This is a genomic window from Bordetella muralis, from assembly GCF_054781015.1.
Genome location: NZ_BAAGVF010000001.1, coordinates 136,831 through 158,153 on the forward strand (window position 1 = coordinate 136,831; position 21,323 = coordinate 158,153).

Sequence of the window (21,323 nt, forward strand, 5' to 3'; positions counted from 1 at the left end):
GCGCATTGCGGTAAGTGTTATGACTACCATCCCCCCCGAAGAATCGCTGATCGAGTATCCCTCGGACTTTCCCATCAAGGTCATGGGCAAGCAGCATCCCGAGTTTGCCCAGACGCTGACCGAGGTGGTGCTGCAGTTCGACCCGGGATTTGATCCCGCCAAGGTCGAAATGCGGCCGAGCAAGGGCGGCAACTACATGGGCCTGACCTTTACCGTGCGCGCGACCTCGCGCGAGCAGCTCGATAATCTGTACCGCGCCCTGCATGGACATCCCATGGTGTCCATCGTCCTGTAAGGTCGGCCATTTGGCACTGTCATGATCAAGTGGTTGACCCGACCGACCGACTATGAGCCGGTATGGCAGGACATGCGGGCTTTTACGGCTGCGCGCGACGCCTGTACGCCGGACGAGGTCTGGCTATGCGAGCATGCTCCGGTGTACACCCTGGGGCAGGCCGGCAAGCCCGAGCACCTGTTGAATCCCGGAGCAATTCCCATCGTGATGTCCGATCGCGGCGGCCAGGTGACCTATCACGGGCCCGGCCAGGTGGTAGCCTATTCTCTGTTTGATTTGCGCCGTGCGGGCCTGTTTGTGCGCGACTACGTCCGTCTGCTAGAGGACGCGGCCATCGGCACATTGAGCGATTTTGGCATTGCCGACGCCTGTCGCCAGCCCGGTGCGCCGGGCGTGTATGTGCCGTATGGCGATGGCGGCCATGTGGCCAAAATCGCTGCATTAGGTATCAAAATACGTAACGGCTATGCCTATCATGGCGTTGCGTTGAACGTGAACATGGATTTGTCGCCGTTTTTAGGCATCAATCCCTGTGGCTATGAGGGATTGGTGACCGTCGATATGGCGACTTGCGGGGCGCGGCAGGATGTGAAGACTGTCGGAGAACGCCTCGCGGAACGCTTGTTGACCGCCTTGCCGCCGCCGGTGCGCAGGGATGCTGCAGGTTGACGCGCTAAAATGCCCTTTTCTTCCCCCCGTCCAGCGCTGCGTTATCCACGTGCGCCGGTCATGACGAAGGTGATGTATGTCTACTCTTGAGCCCACTGCTGCTGCGACCGAAGTGAAAGCGACCGCCACAACGCCGGCCGCCTACGACGCGACGCAAAAGCAAAAGTCGCAGGCCAAGACCGCACGGATTCCGATCAAGATCGTGCCGGCCGAGCGCCTGAAAAAGCCCGAGTGGATCCGCGTCAAGGCCGCTGCGCCGGGATCGCGCTTTTACGACATCAAGCGCATTCTGCGCGAGCACAATCTGCACACCGTGTGCGAGGAAGCCTCCTGCCCGAACATCGGCGAATGTTTCGGCAAAGGCACGGCGACCTTCATGATCATGGGCGACAAATGCACGCGGCGTTGCCCGTTCTGTGATGTGGGACACGGCCGTCCCGATCCGCTGGATACGAACGAGCCCGAGAATCTGGCGCGCACCATCGCCGCCATGAAGCTCTCGTACGTGGTGATCACCTCGGTCGATCGCGATGATCTGCGTGATGGCGGCGCGGCGCACTTTGTGGATTGCATCTCACGCATCCGCGCCCTGTCGCCCACGACGCGCATCGAGATCCTGGTGCCCGATTTCCGTGGCCGTCTGGAACGTGCGCTGGCGATCCTGAATGCTGGCCCACCTGATGTGATGAACCACAATCTGGAAACCGTGCCCCGTTTGTACAAGCAGGCGCGTCCGGGTTCCGACTATGCGCATTCACTGAAACTGCTGGCCGAGTTCAAGCAGCTGCATCCCGAGGTCCCGACCAAATCCGGGCTGATGCTGGGTCTGGGCGAGACTGACGAGGAAATCCTGCAGGTCATGCGCGACATGCGCGCCCATGGGGTCGACATGCTGACCATAGGCCAGTATCTGCAGCCTTCGGAACACCATCTGCCGGTGTTGCGCTACGTGCATCCCGATACGTTTGCGATGTTCGAGCGCGAGGCTTACGAGATGGGCTTTACCCATGCCGCCGTGGGTGCGATGGTCCGCTCGTCGTATCACGCCGACGAGCAGGCGCATGCCGCCGGCGTGAACTAAGGTATTTATTCCGGCTGGACCCGCGAATGCGCGCTGGTCCAGAACACATCGCCCGTTCCGTGGACCCCATTCAGGTGGCGGGCGAGTACAAACATCAGGTCTGACAACCGGTTCAGATATTGGCGTACCGAAGCATTCAGGGTGTCGTGCCGTTCGAGGGTGATCACCGAACGCTCTGCCCGGCGCGCTACGGTGCGAGTCAGATGAGCCAGGGCTGCTGGCCGGGAACCGCCGGGCAGGATGAATTCGCGCAGTGGCGGCAGGGTGCCGTTATAGTGGGCCAGGCGCTGATCTAAAAACGCCACCTGGGCATCGGTCAGTGTGGTGTGGCCCGGGATGCAGAGCTCTGCGCCCAGGTCGAACAAATCATGCTGGATCGTGCTCAGGTCCGCCTGCACGGGATCGGGCAGGGATTCGGTGCGCAGCAGGCCGATGACGCTGTTGAGCTCGTCCACATCGCCCAACGCCGCTACACGCGGTTCGTCTTTGCGCAGGCGGCTACCATCACCCAGGCCGGTCGTGCCATCGTCTCCGGTTCGTGTGGCGATGGCGGAAAGTCGGTTGCCCATGTAGAAAGTCTCTTTGCGTGGTGGTTATGTGTGGAAACAGATGGGTAGTGTAGTGCCGAGGCTAATGCCTGCGGACGCGTTATCCTGTATTCCTGTGCAGCGTCGGCAATAGCTGGCGTTCTGGGCCGCAGGGTCGGCCGAAGGAGAGGTGATGAACAAGATGCGTCGCGTATTGGGACGAGTGTCCATGTTGTCGGCGGTAACCCTGGCCGGTGTGGCCCTCTGGCAGCCCGTGCCAGCCCTGGCTGCCGAGCAGCAGCCATCAGCCAAGGACGCCACCGCGACGGCGAGTGGCGAAGTGCGACGGGTCGACGCCGCGGCGGGCAAAGTCGCGATCAAGCATGACGCGATATCGGACTTGGAATTGCCTGCAATGACGCTCGTGTATCAGGCCAGCCCGGCCCTGCTGGCCAATATCAAGCCTGGCGACCGCGTGAGGTTCACGGCCGCCCGCCAAAATGGCAAATATGTCGTGACAGCGATCAGTAATTAGATCGCGGTCAGTTTGCGGGGCGCGCTACAGCATCTGATCCAATTCCTTTACCAGACGCTCATGGAATCGCTGGGGATCCTGGATTTGCGGCGAATGTCCTAATTCAGGAAAAGCCACCAGCCGGGCGCCTGGGATCGCCTGCGCAGTGGCGGGCCCCAAGGCTGCGTAATTACCCAGCTTGGCAGCAACGTCTGGCGCAGCCGCATCCTTGCCCGGTGCCGTGTTGTCCTTCTCGCCGATCAGCAAGAGAGTCGGTACGCGCACTTGGCCGAACTCATGTATCACCGGCTGGGTATACACCATGTCGTAAGTCAAGGCTTGGCTCCAGGCGACCTGCTCGCGCCCTTCGCCCTGATACATGCCGGCTGCCATCGCGACCCAGCGGTCGTATTCGGGCTTCCAGGTGCCGGCGTAATACGTGTTCTGCTGGTACTTCTTGATACCTGCGAAGTTCGTTTTCAATTCGCGTGCATACCACTCGTCCACGGTGCGATAGGGCACGCCCTTGGCCTTCCAGTCTTCCAGGCCGATGGGGTTGACCATCACCAGTGCATCGACCTGGTCCGGGTACATCAGGGCATAGCGCGTAGCCACCATGCCGCCCATGGAATGGCCCATGATCACTGCGCGCTCGATATCCAGGCTCTGCAGCAAGGCATGGGTATTGGCGGCCAGTTGATGAAAGCTATATTGATAGGCGGCCGGTTTGCTCGATTTGCAGAAGCCGATCTGGTCGGGCGCCACTACCCGGTAGCCGGCGTTTGTCAGGGCGTCGATGGTGCCTTCCCAGGTGGCGCCGCAGAAATTCTTGCCGTGCAATAGGACGGCGGTGCGGCCATTGGGGCGTTCGGGCCGGATGTCCATGTAGGTCATGGACAATGACTGGCCTTGTGAGCTCAGCTTGAATTCACTGACCTGGTAGGGATAATTGAAACGTTCGAGCCGAGGCCCATAGTCGGGTACGGCGGGCTGGGCGTGAGCACTGGCGGCAACGAAAAGCGCTGTAGCGGCAATGGCGGGTTTGAACATGCGAGCCTTCATTGAGGGTGAACGAACTCATGCGACATCCATGCGCTGCGATAGTTCAGCTGCTTGTCAGTGAGTGCCCGTTCCGTTGCTCGGTTCTGGTATGTAACTCGTGCAATGTGCCGGCCTTGGCTGCATCACTCGCAGCGCGTTGCGGCACTATGCGGTCATGACAAGAGACCACCACCGCGCGCCAGCCTTGACGGGCGCGCGGCAGTCCTTGACGCTTTACAACACGTAGCGCGCCAGATCCTGGCTGGCAGCCGCTTCGGACAACTGTTCCTCTACGTAGGCTGCATCGATCTTGACGGTCTTGCCGCCGCTGGCCGTCGCGTCGAACGACAATTCCTCGAGCAGTTTTTCCATGACGGTGTACAGACGGCGGGCACCAATGTTTTCGGTACGCTCGTTGACTGAAAACGCCAGTTCGGCCAAGCGCTCGATGCCGTCTGGGGTGAAATCCAGATGCACGTCTTCGGTGGCCAGCAATGCCGAGTATTGCTTGGTCAGCGAGGCGTCGGTATCGGACAGGATGCGCACGAAGTCCTGTGCCGACAGCGATTCCAGTTCGACCCGAATCGGGAACCGCCCTTGCAACTCGGGAATCAGGTCGGACGGTCGCGACAGGTGAAACGCACCCGAGGCAATGAACAGGATGTGGTCGGTGCGCACCATGCCGTAGCGGGTGTTGACCGTGGTGCCTTCTACCAGCGGCAGCAAGTCACGCTGCACGCCCTGACGCGAGACGTCAGCGCCACCGCTTTCCTGGCGGGCGGCGATCTTGTCGATTTCGTCCAGAAAGACGATGCCGTTTTGCTCGACATTGGCGATCGCGACCGTACGCAGATCATCCTCGTTGACGCGCTTGGCGGCTTCTTCTTCGACGATGAGCTTGAAGGCCTCTTTGACCTTCATTTTCTTGGGTTTTTTCTTGTCGCGGGCGAGGCCTGCGAACATGCCGCGCAATTGCTCGGCCATGTCTTCCATGCCCGGCGGTGTCATGACGTCCATTTGGGGGACGGCTTGAGCGACGTCGATTTCGACTTCGAGGTCGTCGATTTTGCCCTCGCGCAGACGTTTGCGGAACGTCTGGCGGGCGCTGCTGTCGTCGTTGCGCTCGGGTTCGCCAGAGGCGTTGCGCGCGGGCGGCACCAGGGCGTCCAGAATGCGGTCTTCGGCTGCGTCTTCGGCCTGCGTGCGCACACGGCGCATTTCGAGTTCGCGCGTTTGCTTGATCGAGTATTCGGTCAGGTCGCGGATGATGGTGTCGACATCACGGCCGACATAGCCGACTTCGGTGAACTTGGTGGCCTCGATCTTGATAAAGGGCGCATTGGCCAGCTTGGCCAGGCGACGGGCGATTTCGGTCTTGCCCACGCCGGTGGGGCCGATCATCAGGATGTTCTTGGGGTGGATCTCATGGCGCAAAGGCTCGTCGACCTGCTGACGGCGCCAGCGGTTGCGCAGCGCCACAGCCACCGCGCGCTTGGCACGGTTCTGGCCGATGATGAATTTGTCGAGCTCGGAGACGATTTCCCCGGGGGTCATGGTGGATGCGGACATAAACGGAATCCTTGCTACAGCCGGCCGAAGCGGGCGCTTATTCGCCCAGCGTTTCGATGACGTGATTCTGGTTGGTGTAAATGCACAGGTCGCCGGCGATTTCCAGTGACTGTTTGACGATGTCTTGGGGGGCCAATTCGGTGTTGCGCAATAGGGCCAGCGCGGCCGATTGGGCGTAGGCGCCACCGGACCCGATGGCGGCCAGGCCATGCTCGGGTTCGAGCACGTCGCCGTTACCGGTCAGCACCAGGGTGTGCTCGGCGTCGGCCACAATGAGCATGGCTTCCAGGCGGCGCAGCACGCGGTCGGTGCGCCAGTCGCGGGTCAACTCGACGGCGGCGCGCATCAGGTGTCCCTGGTGTTTTTCGAGTTTGGCTTCGAAACGCTCTTGCAGGGTAAAGGCGTCTGCCGTAGCGCCGGCAAAGCCCGCCAGGATCTTGTCATGGTACAGGCGGCGGATTTTGCGGGCTGTACCCTTGATGACGATATTGCCCAGGGTGACTTGGCCATCGCCGCCCAGCGCGACACGGTTGCCGCGGCGCACGCAGACGATGGTGGTGGCGTGAAATTGTTCCATGCTTTCCTTCCTATGAAGGTTTGATCTGGGGGCGAAGCGACCGATTTCAAGGCGCTGCCCGAGCTTTAAGTGTATGCCGCCTGTTGGTGTGAAGGCGTCAGTATTTCAGTATGTTTCTGTGCTAATCGTGGGCGCGTCGTGTGACCATCCAGAACAGCAGGGCCGACAGGCTGACTGCCGCCCCCAGGACGCACACGCCCTGCCAGCCGGCATAGGCGTAGGTCGCCGTCGTGCTGATCGCTCCCAGCCCGCTGCCGGCTGCGTAAAACAGCATGTACAGGCCCACCAGCCGACTGTGCGCCTCGGGCCGGGTGCGAAAGATCATGCTTTGGTTGGTGACATGCAATGCTTGTCCTCCGAGGTCCAGCAATACGATGCCTATGATCAGCGCCCAGAGTGAGGTGTCCATCAGGGACAGGGGCCACCATGCCAACAGCAGCGCAGTCAGCGCCAGGGCACTGGTGCGTTGGCCGTGCCCTCGGTCGGCCCATAGGCCAGCCCGGGCGGCCGCGAGTGCGCCCACTGCGCCCACCAAGCCGAAAGCGCCAATAAGGGTATGGGAAAAGCCATAGGGCGGTGCGCTTAATGGCAGTACGAGCGCGCTCCAGAAAATGTTGAACGCGGCGAACATCAGGAGTGCCAGCATGCCCCGTATCTGGAGGACCTTCTCCTGGCGCAGCAGCGTCAGCATGGACGCAATCAGGCGCGGATAGCTCATCGCGTTCGATACGGTGCCCAAGACCGGCAGACGTCGCCATAGCGGTAGCGCAAGCATCAGCATCAGGGCCGCCGCGCTGAGATAGACGCCACGCCAGCCGGTCAGATCGCTCACGCCTCCCGCAAATACACGCGCGAGCAGCAGGCCGATGAATACGCCGCTTTGGGCCGTGCCCACGACGCTGCCTCGCTCATGAGGGGCAGCGACACTGGCGGCATAGGCGATCAGTCCCTGCGTCATGGCCGTGCCCAGCAAGCCGACGCCAAGCATCCCCGCGAGCAGCGCCGCCGCGGACTGCGCTGTGCCCACGACGGCCAACGCTGCCACCAGTGCCAGCAATTGAATTGTCATCAGGCGCCGCCGATCCACCCTGTCCCCCAATGGCACGAGCAACAGCAACGCCAGCGCGCAGCCCAGCTGGGTTGCAGTGACCACCCCGCCAATTGCTGCCTCGCTGATGCCAAACGATTGAGCCAATGCGTCCAGCAAGGGCTGGGCGTAATAGACGTTGGCCACGCTCAGTCCGCTGGCGATGGCGAACAGCCATATCAGGCTGCGTGGCATATCAGTGCGTCTGCTCGGTGCGTGGCCATGAACACTTGACGAGGGACAGGCAAGGGAGGTTTTCATGATTCTGTTGCACTCAAACTGGTTTTAAAATGAAACTGGTTTGAATGCTAGGCGATGCAGTTTTAAAATGCAACTTGTTGGTGTGTTCACATCGAATTGCCTGGAGACTGCATGCCTGACCGCAAAACCATGGACGACGAGCCGTGCCCGGTAGGGCGCTGCGTCGATGTTGTTGGAGATCGTTGGTCGCTGCTCATCGTGCGCGACGCCTTCGATGGCGTGCGTCGCTTCGGTGATCTGCAGCGCAGCCTGGGGGTGGCACGGAATATTCTTTCTGATCGGCTGCGCAAGCTGGTCGATGCAGGGATCTTGCAAACCCAAGCGGCGTCCGACGGTACGGCTTATCAGGAGTACGTGCTGACCAACAAAGGAAAAAGCCTGTTTCCCGTCGTGGTCGCGTTACGGCAGTGGGGTGAACGGCACATGTTCGAGCGGGGCGAACGCCATTCCGTGCTGATTGATAAACATACGGGCAAGCCTGTCGCGCGGATGGTCCCGACCGACAAAGAGGGCAACGCGCTGCCTCCCGAGGCCACGCATGTGCGAAAAGTCAGCTAAGCGGCCGTTCACAATCCCGCAGATCAGTTGGCGACCGCCTTGTTGTGCGTCAGACACGTGCTCGAGCAGCTTTCGCACTGATGCCTGGACAATCCCGGCAATGAAAAGGGCCGCATTTCGTTGAAGAATGCGGCCCCGAAAGACGAAAGCGAAAACGCGCCAAAGAGAGGTTAATCTCCGTAGAGCTTTTGACGCATTTCGCGCCGTTCCTGCGCTTCGAGAGAGAGCGTAGCGGTCGGGCGGGCCAGCAGGCGCGGGATCCCGATGGGTTCGCCGGTCTCTTCGCACCAGCCATATTCGCCACTATCGATGCGAGCAATGGACTGTTGCACTTTCTTCAGAAGTTTGCGCTCGCGATCGCGAGTACGCAGCTCGAGAGCGTGTTCTTCTTCGATGGTGGCGCGGTCGGCGGGGTCAGGCACGAATTGCGTTTCACGCAGGTGCTCGGTGGTCTCGCCGGCGTTAGCCAGGATGTCTTGTTCGAGTTGCTTGAGTCGTTCTTTGAAGAACGCCAGTTGGCGCTCGTTCATATATTCCGACTCGGGCATGGCCAGCAATTCTTCTTCGCTGGGCAGATCAATCGCCGTATCGCTAGTCGACTTGTTTGATTTTTTGGTTGCTGCCTTGGTAGCCATGAAAACACTCCACTATGAATCGATCCTGGCGCGATTGCGCGCGTCGGGATTGCGGCGTTAGCCCGCCAGGCACTGCTCCAAGCCCCGGGTGAAAATTTCCTGGGGCAGCTTGCGGCCGATAAAGACCATCTTGGTAGACGGCTTTTCGGCTGCGGTCCACGGCTTGCCGGGTTCGGCTCCCATCATCATATGCACACCCTGGAACAACATGCGGCGGTTGATGCCTTTCATGTACAGGATGCCTTTATAGCGCATGAGGTCGGGACCATAGACCTGCACCACACCGCCGAGGAATTCTTCCAGCCGTGCGGGATCGAACGGCTTGTTTGAGCGGAAGACGAATGCACCGATCTCGTCGTCGTGGTGGTGATGATGGTGATGTTCGTGATGGCAATGCGCCCCGCATTCGCCCTCGTGGTCATGATCGTGATCATGATCATGGTCGTGGTCATGACCGTGGGCGTGGCTGTGCGCCGCGTCGGGGTGCTCATCGGCCAGGAAATCCGGGTCGATGTCGAGAATGGAATTCAGATTGAAGCCGCTGATGTCGATGATGGACTTCAGGTCGACTTCGCCAAAATTGACCGGCGTAATGGGTGCACGCGGATTGATGCGCACCAGACGGGCTCGTAGCGCCTCGTAGTCGGCCTCGTTGACCAGGTCCTTTTTGGAGACCAGGATACGGTCGGCAAAACCGACTTGTTTCTGGGCCTCGGACTGGGCGTCCAGCGTTGCCATGCCATGCTTGGCGTCGACCACCGTGACGACGGCGTCCAGACGGTAGTATTCGGCGATCTCGTCGTCCATGAAGAACGTCTGGCACACGGGGCCGGGGTTGGCCATGCCAGTGGTCTCGAGGATGACGCGTTCGAAAGTGAGCTCGCCCGCCACGCGCTTGGCGCGCAGTTCGGCCAGCGTGCGCATCAGGTCACCACGTACCGTGCAGCAGACGCAGCCATTGCTGAGCTCGATGATTTCTTCCTCGCTATCCTGCACGAGCAAGTCGTTGTCGATGCTCTCCGGCCCGAATTCGTTTTCGATGACGGCAACGCGGCGGCCGTGGAATTCGGTCAGGATGCGCTTGAGCAGGGTGGTCTTGCCTGCACCGAGGAAGCCGGTGAGGATGGTGACGGGAACCATTTTGTCCAAACTGCGCTGGGTATTCATGGCAAGGCGGTAAGCTGAGAGCCCCAGGGCGCACGAGCGCGTCCAAGGCATAAAACAACAGGCGGCCGCGGTTGCGACCGGACGCAGGATTACAGCACAGTAAGGGCAGGTGGGCAAACCCCGGGACAACCCCCGGCACCGCACTGCGGTTACAGGCATAAAGCGGCGCTGTAATCTATTCGATGCAGTTATATGGGGATGTATGGCTGGATTTCAAGGGGGTAGCGTCTATCTGCTGTGCAGGGAGGACGGATTGTCCGTCAAATTTGCCCTATGTTGCACTGCACTAGCAGGCAGACTGACGGCTGTGGGGCCCTCATGCGGGCATGACGCTGGCTTTTCAGACCATGCGAGACGGGAGGTGTTGCCGGCAAATGCCACCGGACTCCTCCGGCCGGCTAGTCATTTCAATGCGTATGACCGTGATGATGACGATGGCCGGCATCTGCCGGCTGTTTTTTCTGGCATTGAGGGCAGAGCGCCCGGATTTCGGTTTCGTGTGTGGCCAGGGCAAAGCCCGTCAAGGCCACTCGATCGGCCAATTGTTGGCTCATGGCGGGGTCGCTGACCTCGGCCACGGCTCCGCAGCCAGTACAGACCACCAGCAAATCATGCGGCGCGCCCGCCGCGTCGTGACAAGCGGTCCAGGCATTGACGGCGTCCAGACGGTGGATCAGACCCTCGTCCATCAGAAAGTCCAGCGCCCGGTAGACCGTGGGAGGCGCTGCGCCGGGGTGCTCGGCGCGCATGGCGTCCAGGAGTTCGTAGGCCTTGAGGCTGCGGCCGTGACGCAGGAGCAATTCCAGCACTTTGCGGCGAATGGGCGTCAGCCGGCGGCCGCGCTCTGCGCAGAGCGATTCGGCGATATTGAGTTGCTCGCCAATAGAGTCGGGGCGAGTGGAGCGGGGCGGGGTGGGCATTGATCGTGGCAGCCGGATAGCGCCGGGCAGGCAATTCCGCGAAGGTATCAGAAAACGGACCATACGGGGAGCGCCCAGCCGGTCTTGCTGATATTTGTTATGATATAACATATCTAATTAAGCGAATAAACAGCCTGATTTCCCGAGAGCGGGCTGTATGTGTGGATATGTCTCATATTGTTTCGGCTGTGGCGTCTCGTCCTCGTGGGTCAGCGCTGCGAGCCTCTGTTTTTTTCCGGTTGAGTGTCGCGGCAGTTGCTGCGATCGGCTTGTGGGCGTTGACCGGATGGGCCATGGGCTGGTGGGCCGGCGCGTGAGCGGGATGGCGATGCTTATTCCCGAGGCGGCGGTGGAGGATGTGCACCTGTCCGGCGAACCCGTGATCGCGTTGCGCGAGGCGACCTTCGGTTGGCGCGGTCGGGCGGCGGTGCAAGCCGTATCCGGGCATTTTGATCGCGGCTCCATGACGGCCATTGCGGGACCCAATGGCGCGGGGAAGTCCACTTTGATCAAGGGCATCGTGGGACTGATGCGTCCGTTGGCCGGCGACCTGGATATCGATCCCCAGGATCGTCTCCGTTTGGCATGGCTGCCACAGGCCGCGGAAATAGACCGTTCCTTTCCTATCACGGTGCTGGACATGGTCGCCATGGGTGCATGGCGCCGTGTCGGCGCCTGGCGGGGCTTTGGCCACACGGAAACGCAACGGACTTGGCAGGCGCTGGAGACCGTCGGCCTGGCTGATGAGGCGGGCCGCATGGTGGGCGCGTTGTCAGGGGGGCAGATGCAACGGGCTTTGTTCGCCCGTCTGATGTTGCAGGACGCTCAAGTGCTGTTATTGGACGAGCCCTTTGCCGCCGTTGACAGCCACACCGCCGAGGTGCTGATGCAATTGCTATGCGAGTGGAATCGCCAAGGGCGCACCGTGGTGGCCGTCTTGCACGATCTGGCCATGGTGCGCGCGCATTTTTCGCAGACCTTGTTGCTCGCAGGACGGCAGATCGCTTGGGGTCCGACAGCCGAGGTACTGACGGCCCGCAATTTGGCGGCAGCGCGCGGCGTGCTTCAGGAATGGCTGTGAGACGCAGCGTGGAAGGAGGATCGCGATGACGTTGCTGGACTGGGCCGTGGCGCCGTTCGTCGACTATGGCTTTATGCGGCGCGCACTGGCGGGTACGTCGGCGGCAGCGTTGGGCGCCGCGCCGCTTGGCGTCTTTTTGGTGTTGCGGCGGATGAGTCTGATGGGGGACGCCATGTCGCACGCGATCTTGCCGGGTGTGGCGGCGGGCTTCCTGCTATCGGGTTTGTCGTTGTGGGCCATGCTGCTGGGCGGCTTGATCACCGGGTTGCTTGTCGCTGTACTGGCGGGCGTCGTTGCCCGGCTGACGCCTTTGCGCGAAGACGCGAGTTTTGCGGCGTTCTATCTGATTTCACTGGGGTTGGGTGTATTGCTGGTGTCAATGCGGGGCTCGAATATGGATCTGCTGCATGTGTTGTTTGGCACCGTGCTCGGCCTGGATGACGCGTCCCTGCTGCTGGTGACCAGCGTTGCGAGCGTGACGTTGGCGGCGATGGCGCTGCTGTATCGGCTGTTGGTGGCCGAGTGTCTGGACGCAGGCTTTCTACGAGCCTGCGGGGGACGGGGCACGTTGGCGCACATGGCCTTTCTCGTCCTGGTCGTCGTGAATCTGGTGGCCGGGTTTCAGGTGATGGGGACCTTGATGGTGGTGGGCATGATGATGTTGCCCGCTGCTGCCGCGCGTTTCTGGCAGCCGACCGTGGCCGGGCAAATCGTCTTGTCGGCGATCGTTGGAATCGTGTCCGGGCTATGTGGCCTCTTGTTTTCCTATCACTACAACTTGCCGGCATCACCCGCCATCATTCTGGCGGCGGGGCTGGCGTATCTGGTTTCTGTGGCTTGCGGGCCGCAGGGTGGGCTATTGCACGGCCTGATGGCTCATGGCCGTACCCGTTTTCGCTAAAGGAAGAACGATGCACAATTATTCTGCCGCGCAAGCACGGCGCCGTATATTGATGATGCTGACGTTGGGCGCTGCCAGCGTGTACGCGCCCGTCATGGCGCAGAGCGCCGAACCTCTGCGAGTCGTCGCCAGCTTTTCAGTGCTGGGCGATATGGTGCGCGAAATCGGTGGCGACGATGTGGCGGTGACGACATTGGTCGGCCCCGATGGCGATGCCCACACGTATGAGCCTACGCCGGCGGCGGCCCGTCAGTTGAAAGCGGCCAGCGTCCTGGTAGAAAACGGTCTGGATTTCGAAACGTGGCTGCCGCGCCTGGCGAAGGCCGCGGATTTTTCAGGGGCCACCATTGTCGCAACGGCTGGCATCACGCCGCGAAAAATGACTGAGCAGCAGGAACGCGGTCATGACCACACTGGCGGCGCGCATGATCACAGCGCCGACAAGAAGCCGGCTCAGGGAAACAACGATACGCATGGTCACGACCATGATCATGATGACGGTCAACATCACGATGAACACGATCATGGCCATGACCACGATCATGATGACTCCCACGCTCACGCGGACGGTGGCCACCATCATCACCACGGCGATCAAGATCCGCACGCCTGGCAAAGCCTGAAGAACGGCGTCATCTACGCCCGCAACATCGCAGAGGGCCTGGCCGCCGCCGACCCGGCGCACGCCGCGGCCTATCGTCAACGCGCGCAAGCCTATATCGCGCGCATCGAGGCATTGGACGCACAGATTCGCAAGACCTTTGCCGCCATCCCGACCGCGCGTCGCCAGGTGGTCAGCTCGCACGACGCCTTTGGTTATTTCGGTGACGCCTACGGCGTGCGATTCATTCCCGTGGCCGGCTTGTCCACCGACGCCGAGCCTGCGGCAGCCGACATTGCGCGCATCATCGAACTGGTCAAGCGCGAACACGTGCCCGCCGTGTTTGTCGAGAACATCAGCAGCCCCGCTCTGGTACAGCAGATCGCGCGCGAAACAGGGGCACGTACCGGTGGTACGCTCTACTCCGATGCGCTGGCTCCATCCGGACAGCCGGCGGCGACTTATCTGGGGATGTTTGAATGGAATGCGCGTCAGCTTTCCGAGGCATTGCAGCCGTAATAATGATGGCCTGTGCCGCACCGGCGGCGCAGGCTCATCCACATATGTGGATAGATGCTCGCGCGCGTATCGCCTTTGACGGGCAGGGCCGAATGACGGCGATCCAGCAAGATTGGCTGTTCGACGAAATGTTCGGCGCCTACACCACTCAAGGCCTGGAAAAAGGCCCCGATGGCAGCCTGCCTGCCGAGACCCTGAAGGGCATGGCGAAAGATTGGATGCAGGCTTTGGGCGAGCCGATTTCACACTATTTCACGCAGGCAAGCGTGAATGGAAAACCGATGAAATTCGCCGAGCCACGTGATGCCGTGGTGAGCTGGGACACCAAATCGCAGCGATTGACGCTGTCGTTCACGCTGCCCCTCGCTCAGCCCATGGTGCCGGATAAACAGGGCGTGCAGTTCGATATCTACGATCCGACGTATTTCGTCGCGTATGACTTTAGTGCGCCGGGTGCGGTGTCGTTGATCGACGCGCCGAAATCGTGTCAGCAATCTTATCGGCCGCCCGGCGAACTCGATTGGCAGACCATGCAGAAATTGGCGGCGATTCCTGCCGAGGCGGAAACCGTACCCGATGAGTTGCTGGCCATCACGAAGGGTCTGACACATCGGATAGAAGTGAGTTGCGGATGAGGAAGCCGTATGTGGTGGCACTGACATGGGCATTGCTGCTCTGGCTGCCGCCTTTGGCGGGATGGGCTCAGAGTGCGCATCCATTTGGAGTGCCGGAAAGCGGGGGCGCCGTGGCGGGGCCTGACTGGCTGAGCGGCCTGTTTGCGCAGATCTCTGCATGGCAATCGCATTTCTACAGACAGCTCACCGGTGCGGTACGCGCCTGGCAGGCCGACGGAACGGCCGCCTGGGGGTTGTTAGGCCTCTCGTTTGCGTATGGCATATTCCATGCGCTGGGTCCAGGCCACGGCAAGGCCGTGATTGCCTCGTATGTCCTGGCCAATCGCCAGACTGCTCGCAACGGTGCTTTGCTGGCCTTGTTGGCGGCTCTGTTGCAGGCGTTGGTAGCCATCGTGCTGGTCGCTGTCATGGCCTGGCTGTTGCACGCGACGGCACCGGAAATGAATCGCGCCACGCGTTGGCTGGAAACCGCGTCATACGCATTGATCACGCTGTTGGGAGCATGGCTGGTCTGGAGCAAAGCCTTGCGGCCCTGGCTGCGCCGACCGGGCCATCAACATGTCCATGATGTGGGGCAGGGGCATGCACACCAATCTACGCATGATGAGCGCGGTCATCACGCAGCGCATGATCATCTCGAGGCGGCGAGGCATCAACCCAATCATGTTCCGCTGAGCACAGACGTTGAGCCTCCGTCTCATGTCATTCCGATCCACAACGGTCATCACCATCATGATGACTGTGGTTGCGGGCATGTGCATGTCCCGTCTCCCGATCAAGTCGCTGGTGCGCTGGACTGGCGCAAAGCCATGTCGGCCATTCTCGCGATGGGTTTACGGCCATGCAGCGGCGCGCTCATTGTCTTGGTCTTTGCGTTGTCGCAAGACTTCTTCGCGGCGGGGATAGCTGCTGCGTTGGCTATGGGGCTGGGGACGGGGCTTACTGTTGCTGCATTGGCGGTTTTTGCCGTTGTGGCGGCGGGGGCTGCTACGCGGGTGGGGGCTTATGCTTCTGCTGTGTGGATGACTCGGGTGCGTGTGGGGATTGAGGTGGCGGCGGCGGTGTTTGTGTTGTTGCTGGGGGTGTTGTTGTTGGGGGGGCAGATTCGTGGCGGGGGGTGATTCACGGGGGCGTTTTTGAGTTGCGGTTTGCGTTCTATTGGCGCCGACGTGCGCCGTGTAAAAGCGGTGCCGGCCCTATCGCCCGGTCTGGCCGCCTGCGCGGCCAGACTCCCCTTCACCAGCCTCGCCAGGCGGGGCGGCTGGGCAAACTCGCTCCGCTGCGCTCCACTCAAACATGCCCAGCCGACTTCCCCCCGCCTGACAAGGCTGGTTCGGCGGGCTCTACGGGCCGGCACCGCTTTTACACGGCGCACGTCGGCTCACGTTGTCTGCATATGACGGATGTCTCCACAGTTGTTGGTACAGACAATGGCCACATCGTCGTCGATGGGGCGGCCGTATACGTCACAACTTACGCCGCGATTCAGCCGCGACCCGCGCCAGCCAGCAACCGTGGCATGCCACTACTGTGAGTCCCTGCCGGGTGCCTGGAAGCCGTGCCGGCCCGTAGAGCGCGGATTTAGCCCGCGAAGCGGGCCGAGGCCCCTGGTCATGGGCCGAGTCCGTGCGATAGGGCCGGTGCGGCTTCCAGGCACCCGGCAGGGACGTCTTCACAGAGACACACTCTGCCACCTCTGACCGAGCAACAGCCGTAATTTCTTCATGCGTCAATAATTGATATGTTATATCATCTCGTAGTTTTTGAAATGATATAACATAATCGAGACGGGAAATGACGTTAAACCCTCATCCGCTAGCGCTGGCACTCTCTCTAGCGCTAGCCCCCGCCGTGCAGGCGCAACCTATCCAGTCAGCAGATACCAACGCTGACGCTGCCGCCACCTTGGCTCCCATCACCGTTTCAGCCAATCCTCTAGGCCTGGACCCGGACAGCATGGCCTTGCCCGCACTCGTGCTGGACGGCAATGCGCTGATCGAACGTCGTCAAGGTACCCTGGGCGATACGTTGAACGGTTTGCCGGGTATCAACTCGGATACGTTCGGCGGCGGCGCCAGCCGGCCCGTGATCCGTGGCCAGACCGCGCCACGGGTCAAGGTGCTGTCAGATGGATCGGAATTGATGGATGCTTCCAGCATTTCCCCCGACCACGCGGTGACGACAGAGCCCCTCCTGGCGCAACGCATTGAAGTCCTGCGCGGTCCGGCCACGCTGTTGTACGGGGGCGGCGCCATCGGCGGCGTTGTCAACGTGCTGGATAACCGTATCCCCACGGCAATCCCGGAGAAAGGCGTCGAGGCCGAAGCAGAGGTTCGCGGTGCGACCGGCACCAACGAGCGTGCAGGCGCAGTGAGCATCACCGCCGGCACAGGCCAGTTTGCCGTCCACGTCGAAGGCATGAAACGTCGCACCGATGATTACGACGTGCCGGATTGGACCAGCAAAGAGCTGGCAGGCTCGTATAGCGAGTCCTCGCAAGGCAGCCTGGGCCTGTCGTGGATCACGCCGCGCGGCTATGTCGGGGTGGCATTCACCTATCTGGACAGCAAGTACGGTCTGCCCGGGCACAATCACGAGTATGAAGGTTGCCATCCCCATGGCACGCATCTGCATTGCGGTGGCCACGACGATCACGATCATGAGGGTGAAGACGGCCACGATCATGACCACGAACATGGTGAGGGTGAGGATCCTCCCTACGTCAAACTGCGCAGCAAACGTGTGGACGTTCGTGCAGAATATACCGAGCCTTTTGCCGGGTTCGAGAAAGTCCGGTTCCGTGGCGGCCTGACGGATTATCAGCATCAGGAAATCGAAGGCGGAGAAGTCGGCACCACCTTTAAAAACCGCGGCTATGACGCGCGTCTGGAGTTGGAGCACAAGCCGCTGTACGGCTGGCGCGGCGTAATCGGTCTGCAGAATTCGTTCAGCGATTTCAGCGCCGAAGGCGAAGAGGCGTTCTTGCCGCGCAGCGATACGCAGTCGACGGGTCTCTTTTTGCTAGAGGAATATCGTCTGGCCGATTGGCGCTTTGAGGTTGGTGCGCGCCAGGACTGGCAGCGTATTTCTCCCGAGGGCGATAACCCGCGTTCCAGCCAATCGGGCACGTCGCTGTCGGCTGCCGCGATCTGGGACTTTGCGCCGCAGTATTCGGTAGCCTTGTCGCTGTCGCGCTCGCAGCGTCTGCCCAACGCACAGGAGCTATATGCAGACGGTGTGCACTTGGCGACGAATACCTACGAAATCGGCAATGCCGATTTGAGCAAGGAAACTTCGCACAATATCGATTTGACCTTGCGCAAGCACGAAGGCGACACGACGTTCAGCGTGAGCGCTTTTCATAATCGGGTCAAGAACTACATCTATGCGAACACGCTTGATCAGTATGAAGATTTCCGCTTGATCGAGTACGCGCAGCATGACGCAGAGTTCACAGGGATCGAGGGTGAGGTGCGCCACCAGTTCAACAAGGTGTTTTCTGCTGGGGTGTTCGGTGATTACGTGCGCGGCAAATTGACCGGCGGCGACGGCAATCTGCCGCGTATTCCCGCCGCGCGCGCGGGCGTGCGGGCCAACGTCAAGTGGCAGCAATGGTCAGGCGGTGTGGAATATGCGCATGTATTCCGTCAGAACGATATCGCATCGTATGAGTCGAGCACCGCTGGCTATGACATGGTGAATGCCGTGGTGAGCTATCGCAACTCATTTGGCTCCGACACTGCCTATGAGATCTATCTGCGCGGGACGAACTTGCTGGACAAGCTGGCGTATAACCACGCCTCGTTCATCTCGACCGCGGCACCGTTGGCCGGTCGAAGCGTGCTGTTAGGCGTACGGGTGACGTACTGATCGCGACGTAAATCTAGGATTTACGTCCCGCTCGTGGATGGGCCTGATCATAGGCTTTGGCCAGATGCTGAAAGTCTAGCCTGGTGTAGATCTGCGTCGTAGAGATGTTGGCATGGCCCAGCATCTCTTGCACTGCACGCAGGTCTTGCGCGGATTGCAAAACGTGGCTGGCGAAGCTATGGCGCAACACGTGCGGATGTACATGCGCAGGCAGGCCAGCTGCCTGCGCGAATTTTGCAAGCTGTGTCTGGACAACACGAGGCGAGATGCGCCGGCCTCGTGTTCCCACGAACAGGGCATTGGCGTCCGTATCAGTAGCGCTCGCCGCTGCCAATTGGGACCTGACTTCGATCCAGCGTTGTAGGGCCGTTAATGCGGCCTGCCCGACGGGGACGCTGCGGCGTTTGCCGCCTTTGCCCAATACCAGGACTTCGGCCTCGGCGAGGTTGAGCCAACTCGACGATTCGTAGTCGGCGGTACGGGTGTAATGCAAATCGAGCCCCACGAGCTCAGAGAGCCGCAGACCGCTGGAATACAGGAGTTCGAACATGGCGCGATCGCGCAAGCCCGCAGGCTCGGTAGCCAATTTTGCCGAGGCATGGTCCAGCAGTGCCTGTGCCTGCTCCACGGATAGTGCCTTGGGCAGACCGCGTGGCGCTTTGGGAGCACGCACGCCGACTACGGGGTTGCCGGCCAGATCTATCGTGGGTGCCCACCATTGATAAAAACCTCGCCAGGCCGCCAATGTGCGGGCCAGGCTGCGTGGTCCCAGGCCCTGCGCATGCAGGCGGGCGGCAAACTGCCGGATGTGGCTGTTGGTGAGCTGTTCGAGCGGCAGCTTGACTGCGTGGGCCAAGGTGGCCAACTGGCGCAGGTCGCGTCGATAGGCGTCCAGCGTGTGAGGGGAATAGCGCCGATGGGCCTGCAAGTGTTGCAGCCACGCATCCAGGGGCTGAGGCAGGGATTCTGAAACGGGATCGGGAACTGGCTCGGTCATGATGGATAAGCCTCAGGTCCAGGCATCGCCGCTTTTACGGCGAGGGGCAGGCACGGGTTGACCGGCCTGCGATCCGCATGGGTTAAAGGTAAGCAGGGGATTGATGGGGTGTGCTCCTGATCCCTGTCCTCTCGATATGTCAGGCCGGATTCTGCGGCGCAGGTGTATTCAGCCGGCGCAGTGTTGCCGAAGCCAGGCGGCCGATTGCTTCGAGGAACACCGTGCCCATTTCCGGGTTGAAGCGGGCAGGATCATCGGACCCCAGTACGAGCAGGCCGATGCTGGGTTGATCCACGTCGAAACGTAGCGGAATCAAGGCCAGCGATTGGGGCTTGGCATCCAGCCAGTTCACAGCCTCGAATTCGGTGTCCGGGCCACAGTACGGCGTTTTCAGGCTATCGGTAAAGTCGCGTACGTCCTGCGAGACAGGCGCACCGTAACCCGTGGGAGCCAGTCCGGCCAGATTCCACAACCGCAGGCCGACATGATTCAGGTCGAACTGCTCGGCCAGACCCAGTGCGATTTCGCCCGGCAGGTGTTGCGGCTCGCTTTCGCCCAGCAGGCGCGCACACCATTGCGAAACATGGTCACCGATAGCCTCATTCGAATCAGCGTTGTTGATCAGCTCGTTCAGGCGCCATTCGAGTTCGCGATTGCGTTCGCGCAGGGCCAGAATCTGCCGCTCTCCCAGCGAAATGGCGCGCGTACCGTGTGGGTGCGGGACTTGCAGCGTGGCAAAGACCTCGGCGTGCTGATCGAAGAATTCCGGGTTGTTTTGCAGGAAATCCGCGATGTCCTGGGCAGTGAGAGCGGTATCGGTCATTGAATGCGTAGCGTTTATCGGCCTAGGGCCATGGAGAAAACCAGCTTGTCGATATCGACCTGGCCGTTGTAGACAGAGGCGGCAGGGCCCGTCATGCGGAGGCGTTCGCCGTTCCAGTCCACGGTGAGGATGCCGCCGCGGGTATGGACCCGCACAGGCGAATCCAGCAGGCCGCGGCGAATACCGGCAGCGACGGCAGCGCAGGCGCCTGTCCCGCAGGCCAGGGTCTCGCCCGCTCCGCGTTCGTACACGCGCAGCCGGATGGTGTTGCGGTCGACGACCTGCATAAAGCCCGCGTTGACGCGACGGGCAAAACGAGGGTGGCGTTCGATCATGGGGCCGACAATGCCTACGGGGGCAGTGTCCACGTCATCGACTTGCTGGACGGCGTGGGGATTGGAAATGGCCACAGCCGAGACCTGCACGCTGCGCGGCGCGCCGGGGGGGGCTTCGGGCAAGTCCAATTGCCACAATGTGTCCTCGCCCTGCGTGTGCGAGGCCAGGCCATCAGTATCGAATGGCAAGGCGGCCGGATCAAAACGGGTCACGCCCATATCCACGGTGACTTGTTCGTCGTCGCCTTCGTCCAATACCAGAATGCCGGTCGCAATCTCTGCGCGCAGCGGATTCCGGTCGGACAAATGTTGTTCGTGCACGAATCGCACAAAGCAGCGTGCGCCGTTGCCGCAGTGCTCGACCTCCGAACCATCGGCATTGAAAATGCGATAGCGAAAATCCGCATCCGAACGCGTGGCCGGTTCGACCAGGAGAATTTGGTCGGCACCGATGCCGAAATGACGATCGGCCAGGGCGCGCGCGCGCTCGGGCGTCATGTGGATGGCTTGGCGTACGCCGTCGAGCACGACAAAGTCGTTGCCCGCGCCATGCATTTTGGTGAAGTTCCAGATCATGGGAGGATTATCGCGCATTACGTCAGGGCGTGGCAGGGGGGATGGAATGGCCGGAGACAGCCCCGGTCAATCCGTATGCTTTTG

The 21,323-nt window shown here is 61.1% G+C and carries 22 protein-coding genes; 11 read left to right on the forward strand and 11 right to left on the reverse strand.

Features of this window, described 5'->3' with window-relative positions:
- The first annotated feature begins 19 nt into the window (after window positions 1–19).
- The 3 genes from ACYVIT_RS00680 to lipA all read left to right on the forward strand — a co-directional run bounded on the left by ACYVIT_RS00680 (window position 20) and on the right by lipA (window position 2,045).
- Entirely contained in the window at window positions 20–295 is a 276-nt protein-coding gene (locus ACYVIT_RS00680; protein WP_094824157.1) for a YbeD family protein, read from the forward strand.
- A gap of 21 nt (window positions 296–316) precedes the next feature.
- Window positions 317–964, forward strand: a complete 648-nt coding sequence (gene lipB / locus ACYVIT_RS00685) for a lipoyl(octanoyl) transferase LipB (RefSeq protein WP_415807015.1) — start codon at window positions 317–319, stop codon at window positions 962–964.
- Between the two features lie 76 nt (window positions 965–1,040).
- Complete coding sequence (lipA, locus tag ACYVIT_RS00690) at window positions 1,041–2,045, forward strand: lipoyl synthase (RefSeq protein ID WP_415807016.1); 1,005 nt, start codon at window positions 1,041–1,043, stop codon at window positions 2,043–2,045.
- A gap of 5 nt (window positions 2,046–2,050) precedes the next feature.
- Here the strand turns inward: lipA and ACYVIT_RS00695 are convergent, their stop codons facing one another.
- Window positions 2,051–2,614: a cob(I)yrinic acid a,c-diamide adenosyltransferase gene (locus tag ACYVIT_RS00695; protein WP_415807017.1), complete on the reverse strand. Its 564-nt coding sequence runs from the start codon at window positions 2,612–2,614 to the stop codon at window positions 2,051–2,053.
- Window positions 2,615–2,774: 160 nt separating this feature from the next.
- Here ACYVIT_RS00695 and ACYVIT_RS00700 point away from each other — a divergent pair, with 160 nt between their 5' ends.
- Window positions 2,775–3,107 carry a copper-binding protein gene (locus ACYVIT_RS00700; RefSeq protein WP_415807034.1) on the forward strand — a complete coding sequence of 111 codons (333 nt, stop codon included), beginning with the start codon at window positions 2,775–2,777 and terminating at the stop codon, window positions 3,105–3,107.
- Between the two features lie 24 nt (window positions 3,108–3,131).
- Here the strand turns inward: ACYVIT_RS00700 and ACYVIT_RS00705 are convergent, their stop codons facing one another.
- The 4 genes from ACYVIT_RS00705 to ACYVIT_RS00720 form a co-directional block, all read right to left on the reverse strand.
- Window positions 3,132–4,136 (reverse strand): alpha/beta fold hydrolase, encoded by a 1,005-nt coding sequence (locus ACYVIT_RS00705; RefSeq protein ID WP_415807018.1) that lies wholly within the window; start codon window positions 4,134–4,136, stop codon window positions 3,132–3,134.
- Between the two features lie 225 nt (window positions 4,137–4,361).
- Window positions 4,362–5,696 (reverse strand): ATP-dependent protease ATPase subunit HslU, encoded by a 1,335-nt coding sequence (hslU, locus tag ACYVIT_RS00710; RefSeq protein ID WP_415807019.1) that lies wholly within the window; start codon window positions 5,694–5,696, stop codon window positions 4,362–4,364.
- 37 nt (window positions 5,697–5,733) lie between these two features.
- Window positions 5,734–6,273: an ATP-dependent protease subunit HslV gene (gene hslV / locus ACYVIT_RS00715; RefSeq protein WP_415807020.1), complete on the reverse strand. Its 540-nt coding sequence runs from the start codon at window positions 6,271–6,273 to the stop codon at window positions 5,734–5,736.
- A 121-nt stretch (window positions 6,274–6,394) separates the two neighbouring features.
- On the reverse strand, window positions 6,395–7,555 hold the full coding sequence (locus ACYVIT_RS00720; protein WP_415807021.1) for an MFS transporter: 1,161 nt from the start codon (window positions 7,553–7,555) through the stop codon (window positions 6,395–6,397).
- 177 nt (window positions 7,556–7,732) lie between these two features.
- Between ACYVIT_RS00720 and ACYVIT_RS00725 the strand changes: the two genes are divergently transcribed.
- On the forward strand, window positions 7,733–8,179 hold the full coding sequence (locus tag ACYVIT_RS00725; RefSeq protein WP_415807022.1) for a winged helix-turn-helix transcriptional regulator: 447 nt from the start codon (window positions 7,733–7,735) through the stop codon (window positions 8,177–8,179).
- Window positions 8,180–8,349: 170 nt separating this feature from the next.
- On the opposite strand, the gene dksA is transcribed toward ACYVIT_RS00725, so the two are convergent.
- The 3 genes from dksA to ACYVIT_RS00740 form a co-directional block, all read right to left on the reverse strand.
- Window positions 8,350–8,814 carry an RNA polymerase-binding protein DksA gene (dksA, locus tag ACYVIT_RS00730; RefSeq protein WP_415807023.1) on the reverse strand — a complete coding sequence of 155 codons (465 nt, stop codon included), beginning with the start codon at window positions 8,812–8,814 and terminating at the stop codon, window positions 8,350–8,352.
- A 57-nt stretch (window positions 8,815–8,871) separates the two neighbouring features.
- Window positions 8,872–9,981, reverse strand: a complete 1,110-nt coding sequence (locus tag ACYVIT_RS00735) for a CobW family GTP-binding protein (RefSeq protein ID WP_415807024.1) — start codon at window positions 9,979–9,981, stop codon at window positions 8,872–8,874.
- Window positions 9,982–10,388: 407 nt separating this feature from the next.
- Window positions 10,389–10,901, reverse strand: coding sequence for a Fur family transcriptional regulator (locus ACYVIT_RS00740; RefSeq protein WP_094824167.1), 513 nt, complete (start codon window positions 10,899–10,901; stop codon window positions 10,389–10,391).
- 322 nt (window positions 10,902–11,223) lie between these two features.
- Here ACYVIT_RS00740 and ACYVIT_RS00745 point away from each other — a divergent pair, with 322 nt between their 5' ends.
- The 6 genes from ACYVIT_RS00745 (at window position 11,224) to ACYVIT_RS00770 (ending at window position 18,508) form a co-directional block, all read left to right on the forward strand.
- The gene (locus ACYVIT_RS00745) at window positions 11,224–11,982 is read left to right on the forward strand and encodes a metal ABC transporter ATP-binding protein (RefSeq protein ID WP_415807027.1); all 759 of its coding nucleotides are present in this window, start codon (window positions 11,224–11,226) and stop codon (window positions 11,980–11,982) included.
- 25 nt (window positions 11,983–12,007) lie between these two features.
- On the forward strand, window positions 12,008–12,883 hold the full coding sequence (locus ACYVIT_RS00750; protein ID WP_415807028.1) for a metal ABC transporter permease: 876 nt from the start codon (window positions 12,008–12,010) through the stop codon (window positions 12,881–12,883).
- A gap of 10 nt (window positions 12,884–12,893) precedes the next feature.
- Complete coding sequence (locus ACYVIT_RS00755) at window positions 12,894–14,003, forward strand: metal ABC transporter solute-binding protein, Zn/Mn family (protein WP_415807029.1); 1,110 nt, start codon at window positions 12,894–12,896, stop codon at window positions 14,001–14,003.
- Window positions 14,004–14,008: 5 nt separating this feature from the next.
- Window positions 14,009–14,638 carry a DUF1007 family protein gene (locus ACYVIT_RS00760; RefSeq protein ID WP_415807035.1) on the forward strand — a complete coding sequence of 210 codons (630 nt, stop codon included), beginning with the start codon at window positions 14,009–14,011 and terminating at the stop codon, window positions 14,636–14,638.
- The gene (locus ACYVIT_RS00765) at window positions 14,635–15,759 is read left to right on the forward strand and encodes a nickel/cobalt transporter (RefSeq protein WP_460478139.1); all 1,125 of its coding nucleotides are present in this window, start codon (window positions 14,635–14,637) and stop codon (window positions 15,757–15,759) included. The genes ACYVIT_RS00760 and ACYVIT_RS00765 overlap by 4 nt, the downstream gene beginning before the upstream one ends.
- A gap of 673 nt (window positions 15,760–16,432) precedes the next feature.
- Entirely contained in the window at window positions 16,433–18,508 is a 2,076-nt protein-coding gene (locus tag ACYVIT_RS00770; protein ID WP_415808943.1) for a TonB-dependent receptor domain-containing protein, read from the forward strand.
- A gap of 13 nt (window positions 18,509–18,521) precedes the next feature.
- Here ACYVIT_RS00770 and xerC read toward each other — a convergent pair whose 3' ends face one another.
- From xerC to dapF, 3 genes are all read right to left on the reverse strand, one after another.
- Complete coding sequence (gene xerC, locus ACYVIT_RS00775; RefSeq protein ID WP_415808942.1) at window positions 18,522–19,505, reverse strand: tyrosine recombinase XerC; 984 nt, start codon at window positions 19,503–19,505, stop codon at window positions 18,522–18,524.
- Between the two features lie 139 nt (window positions 19,506–19,644).
- Window positions 19,645–20,328 (reverse strand): DUF484 family protein, encoded by a 684-nt coding sequence (locus tag ACYVIT_RS00780; protein WP_415808941.1) that lies wholly within the window; start codon window positions 20,326–20,328, stop codon window positions 19,645–19,647.
- 14 nt (window positions 20,329–20,342) lie between these two features.
- Entirely contained in the window at window positions 20,343–21,257 is a 915-nt protein-coding gene (gene dapF / locus ACYVIT_RS00785; protein ID WP_415808939.1) for a diaminopimelate epimerase, read from the reverse strand.
- Window positions 21,258–21,323: the final 66 nt, after the last annotated feature.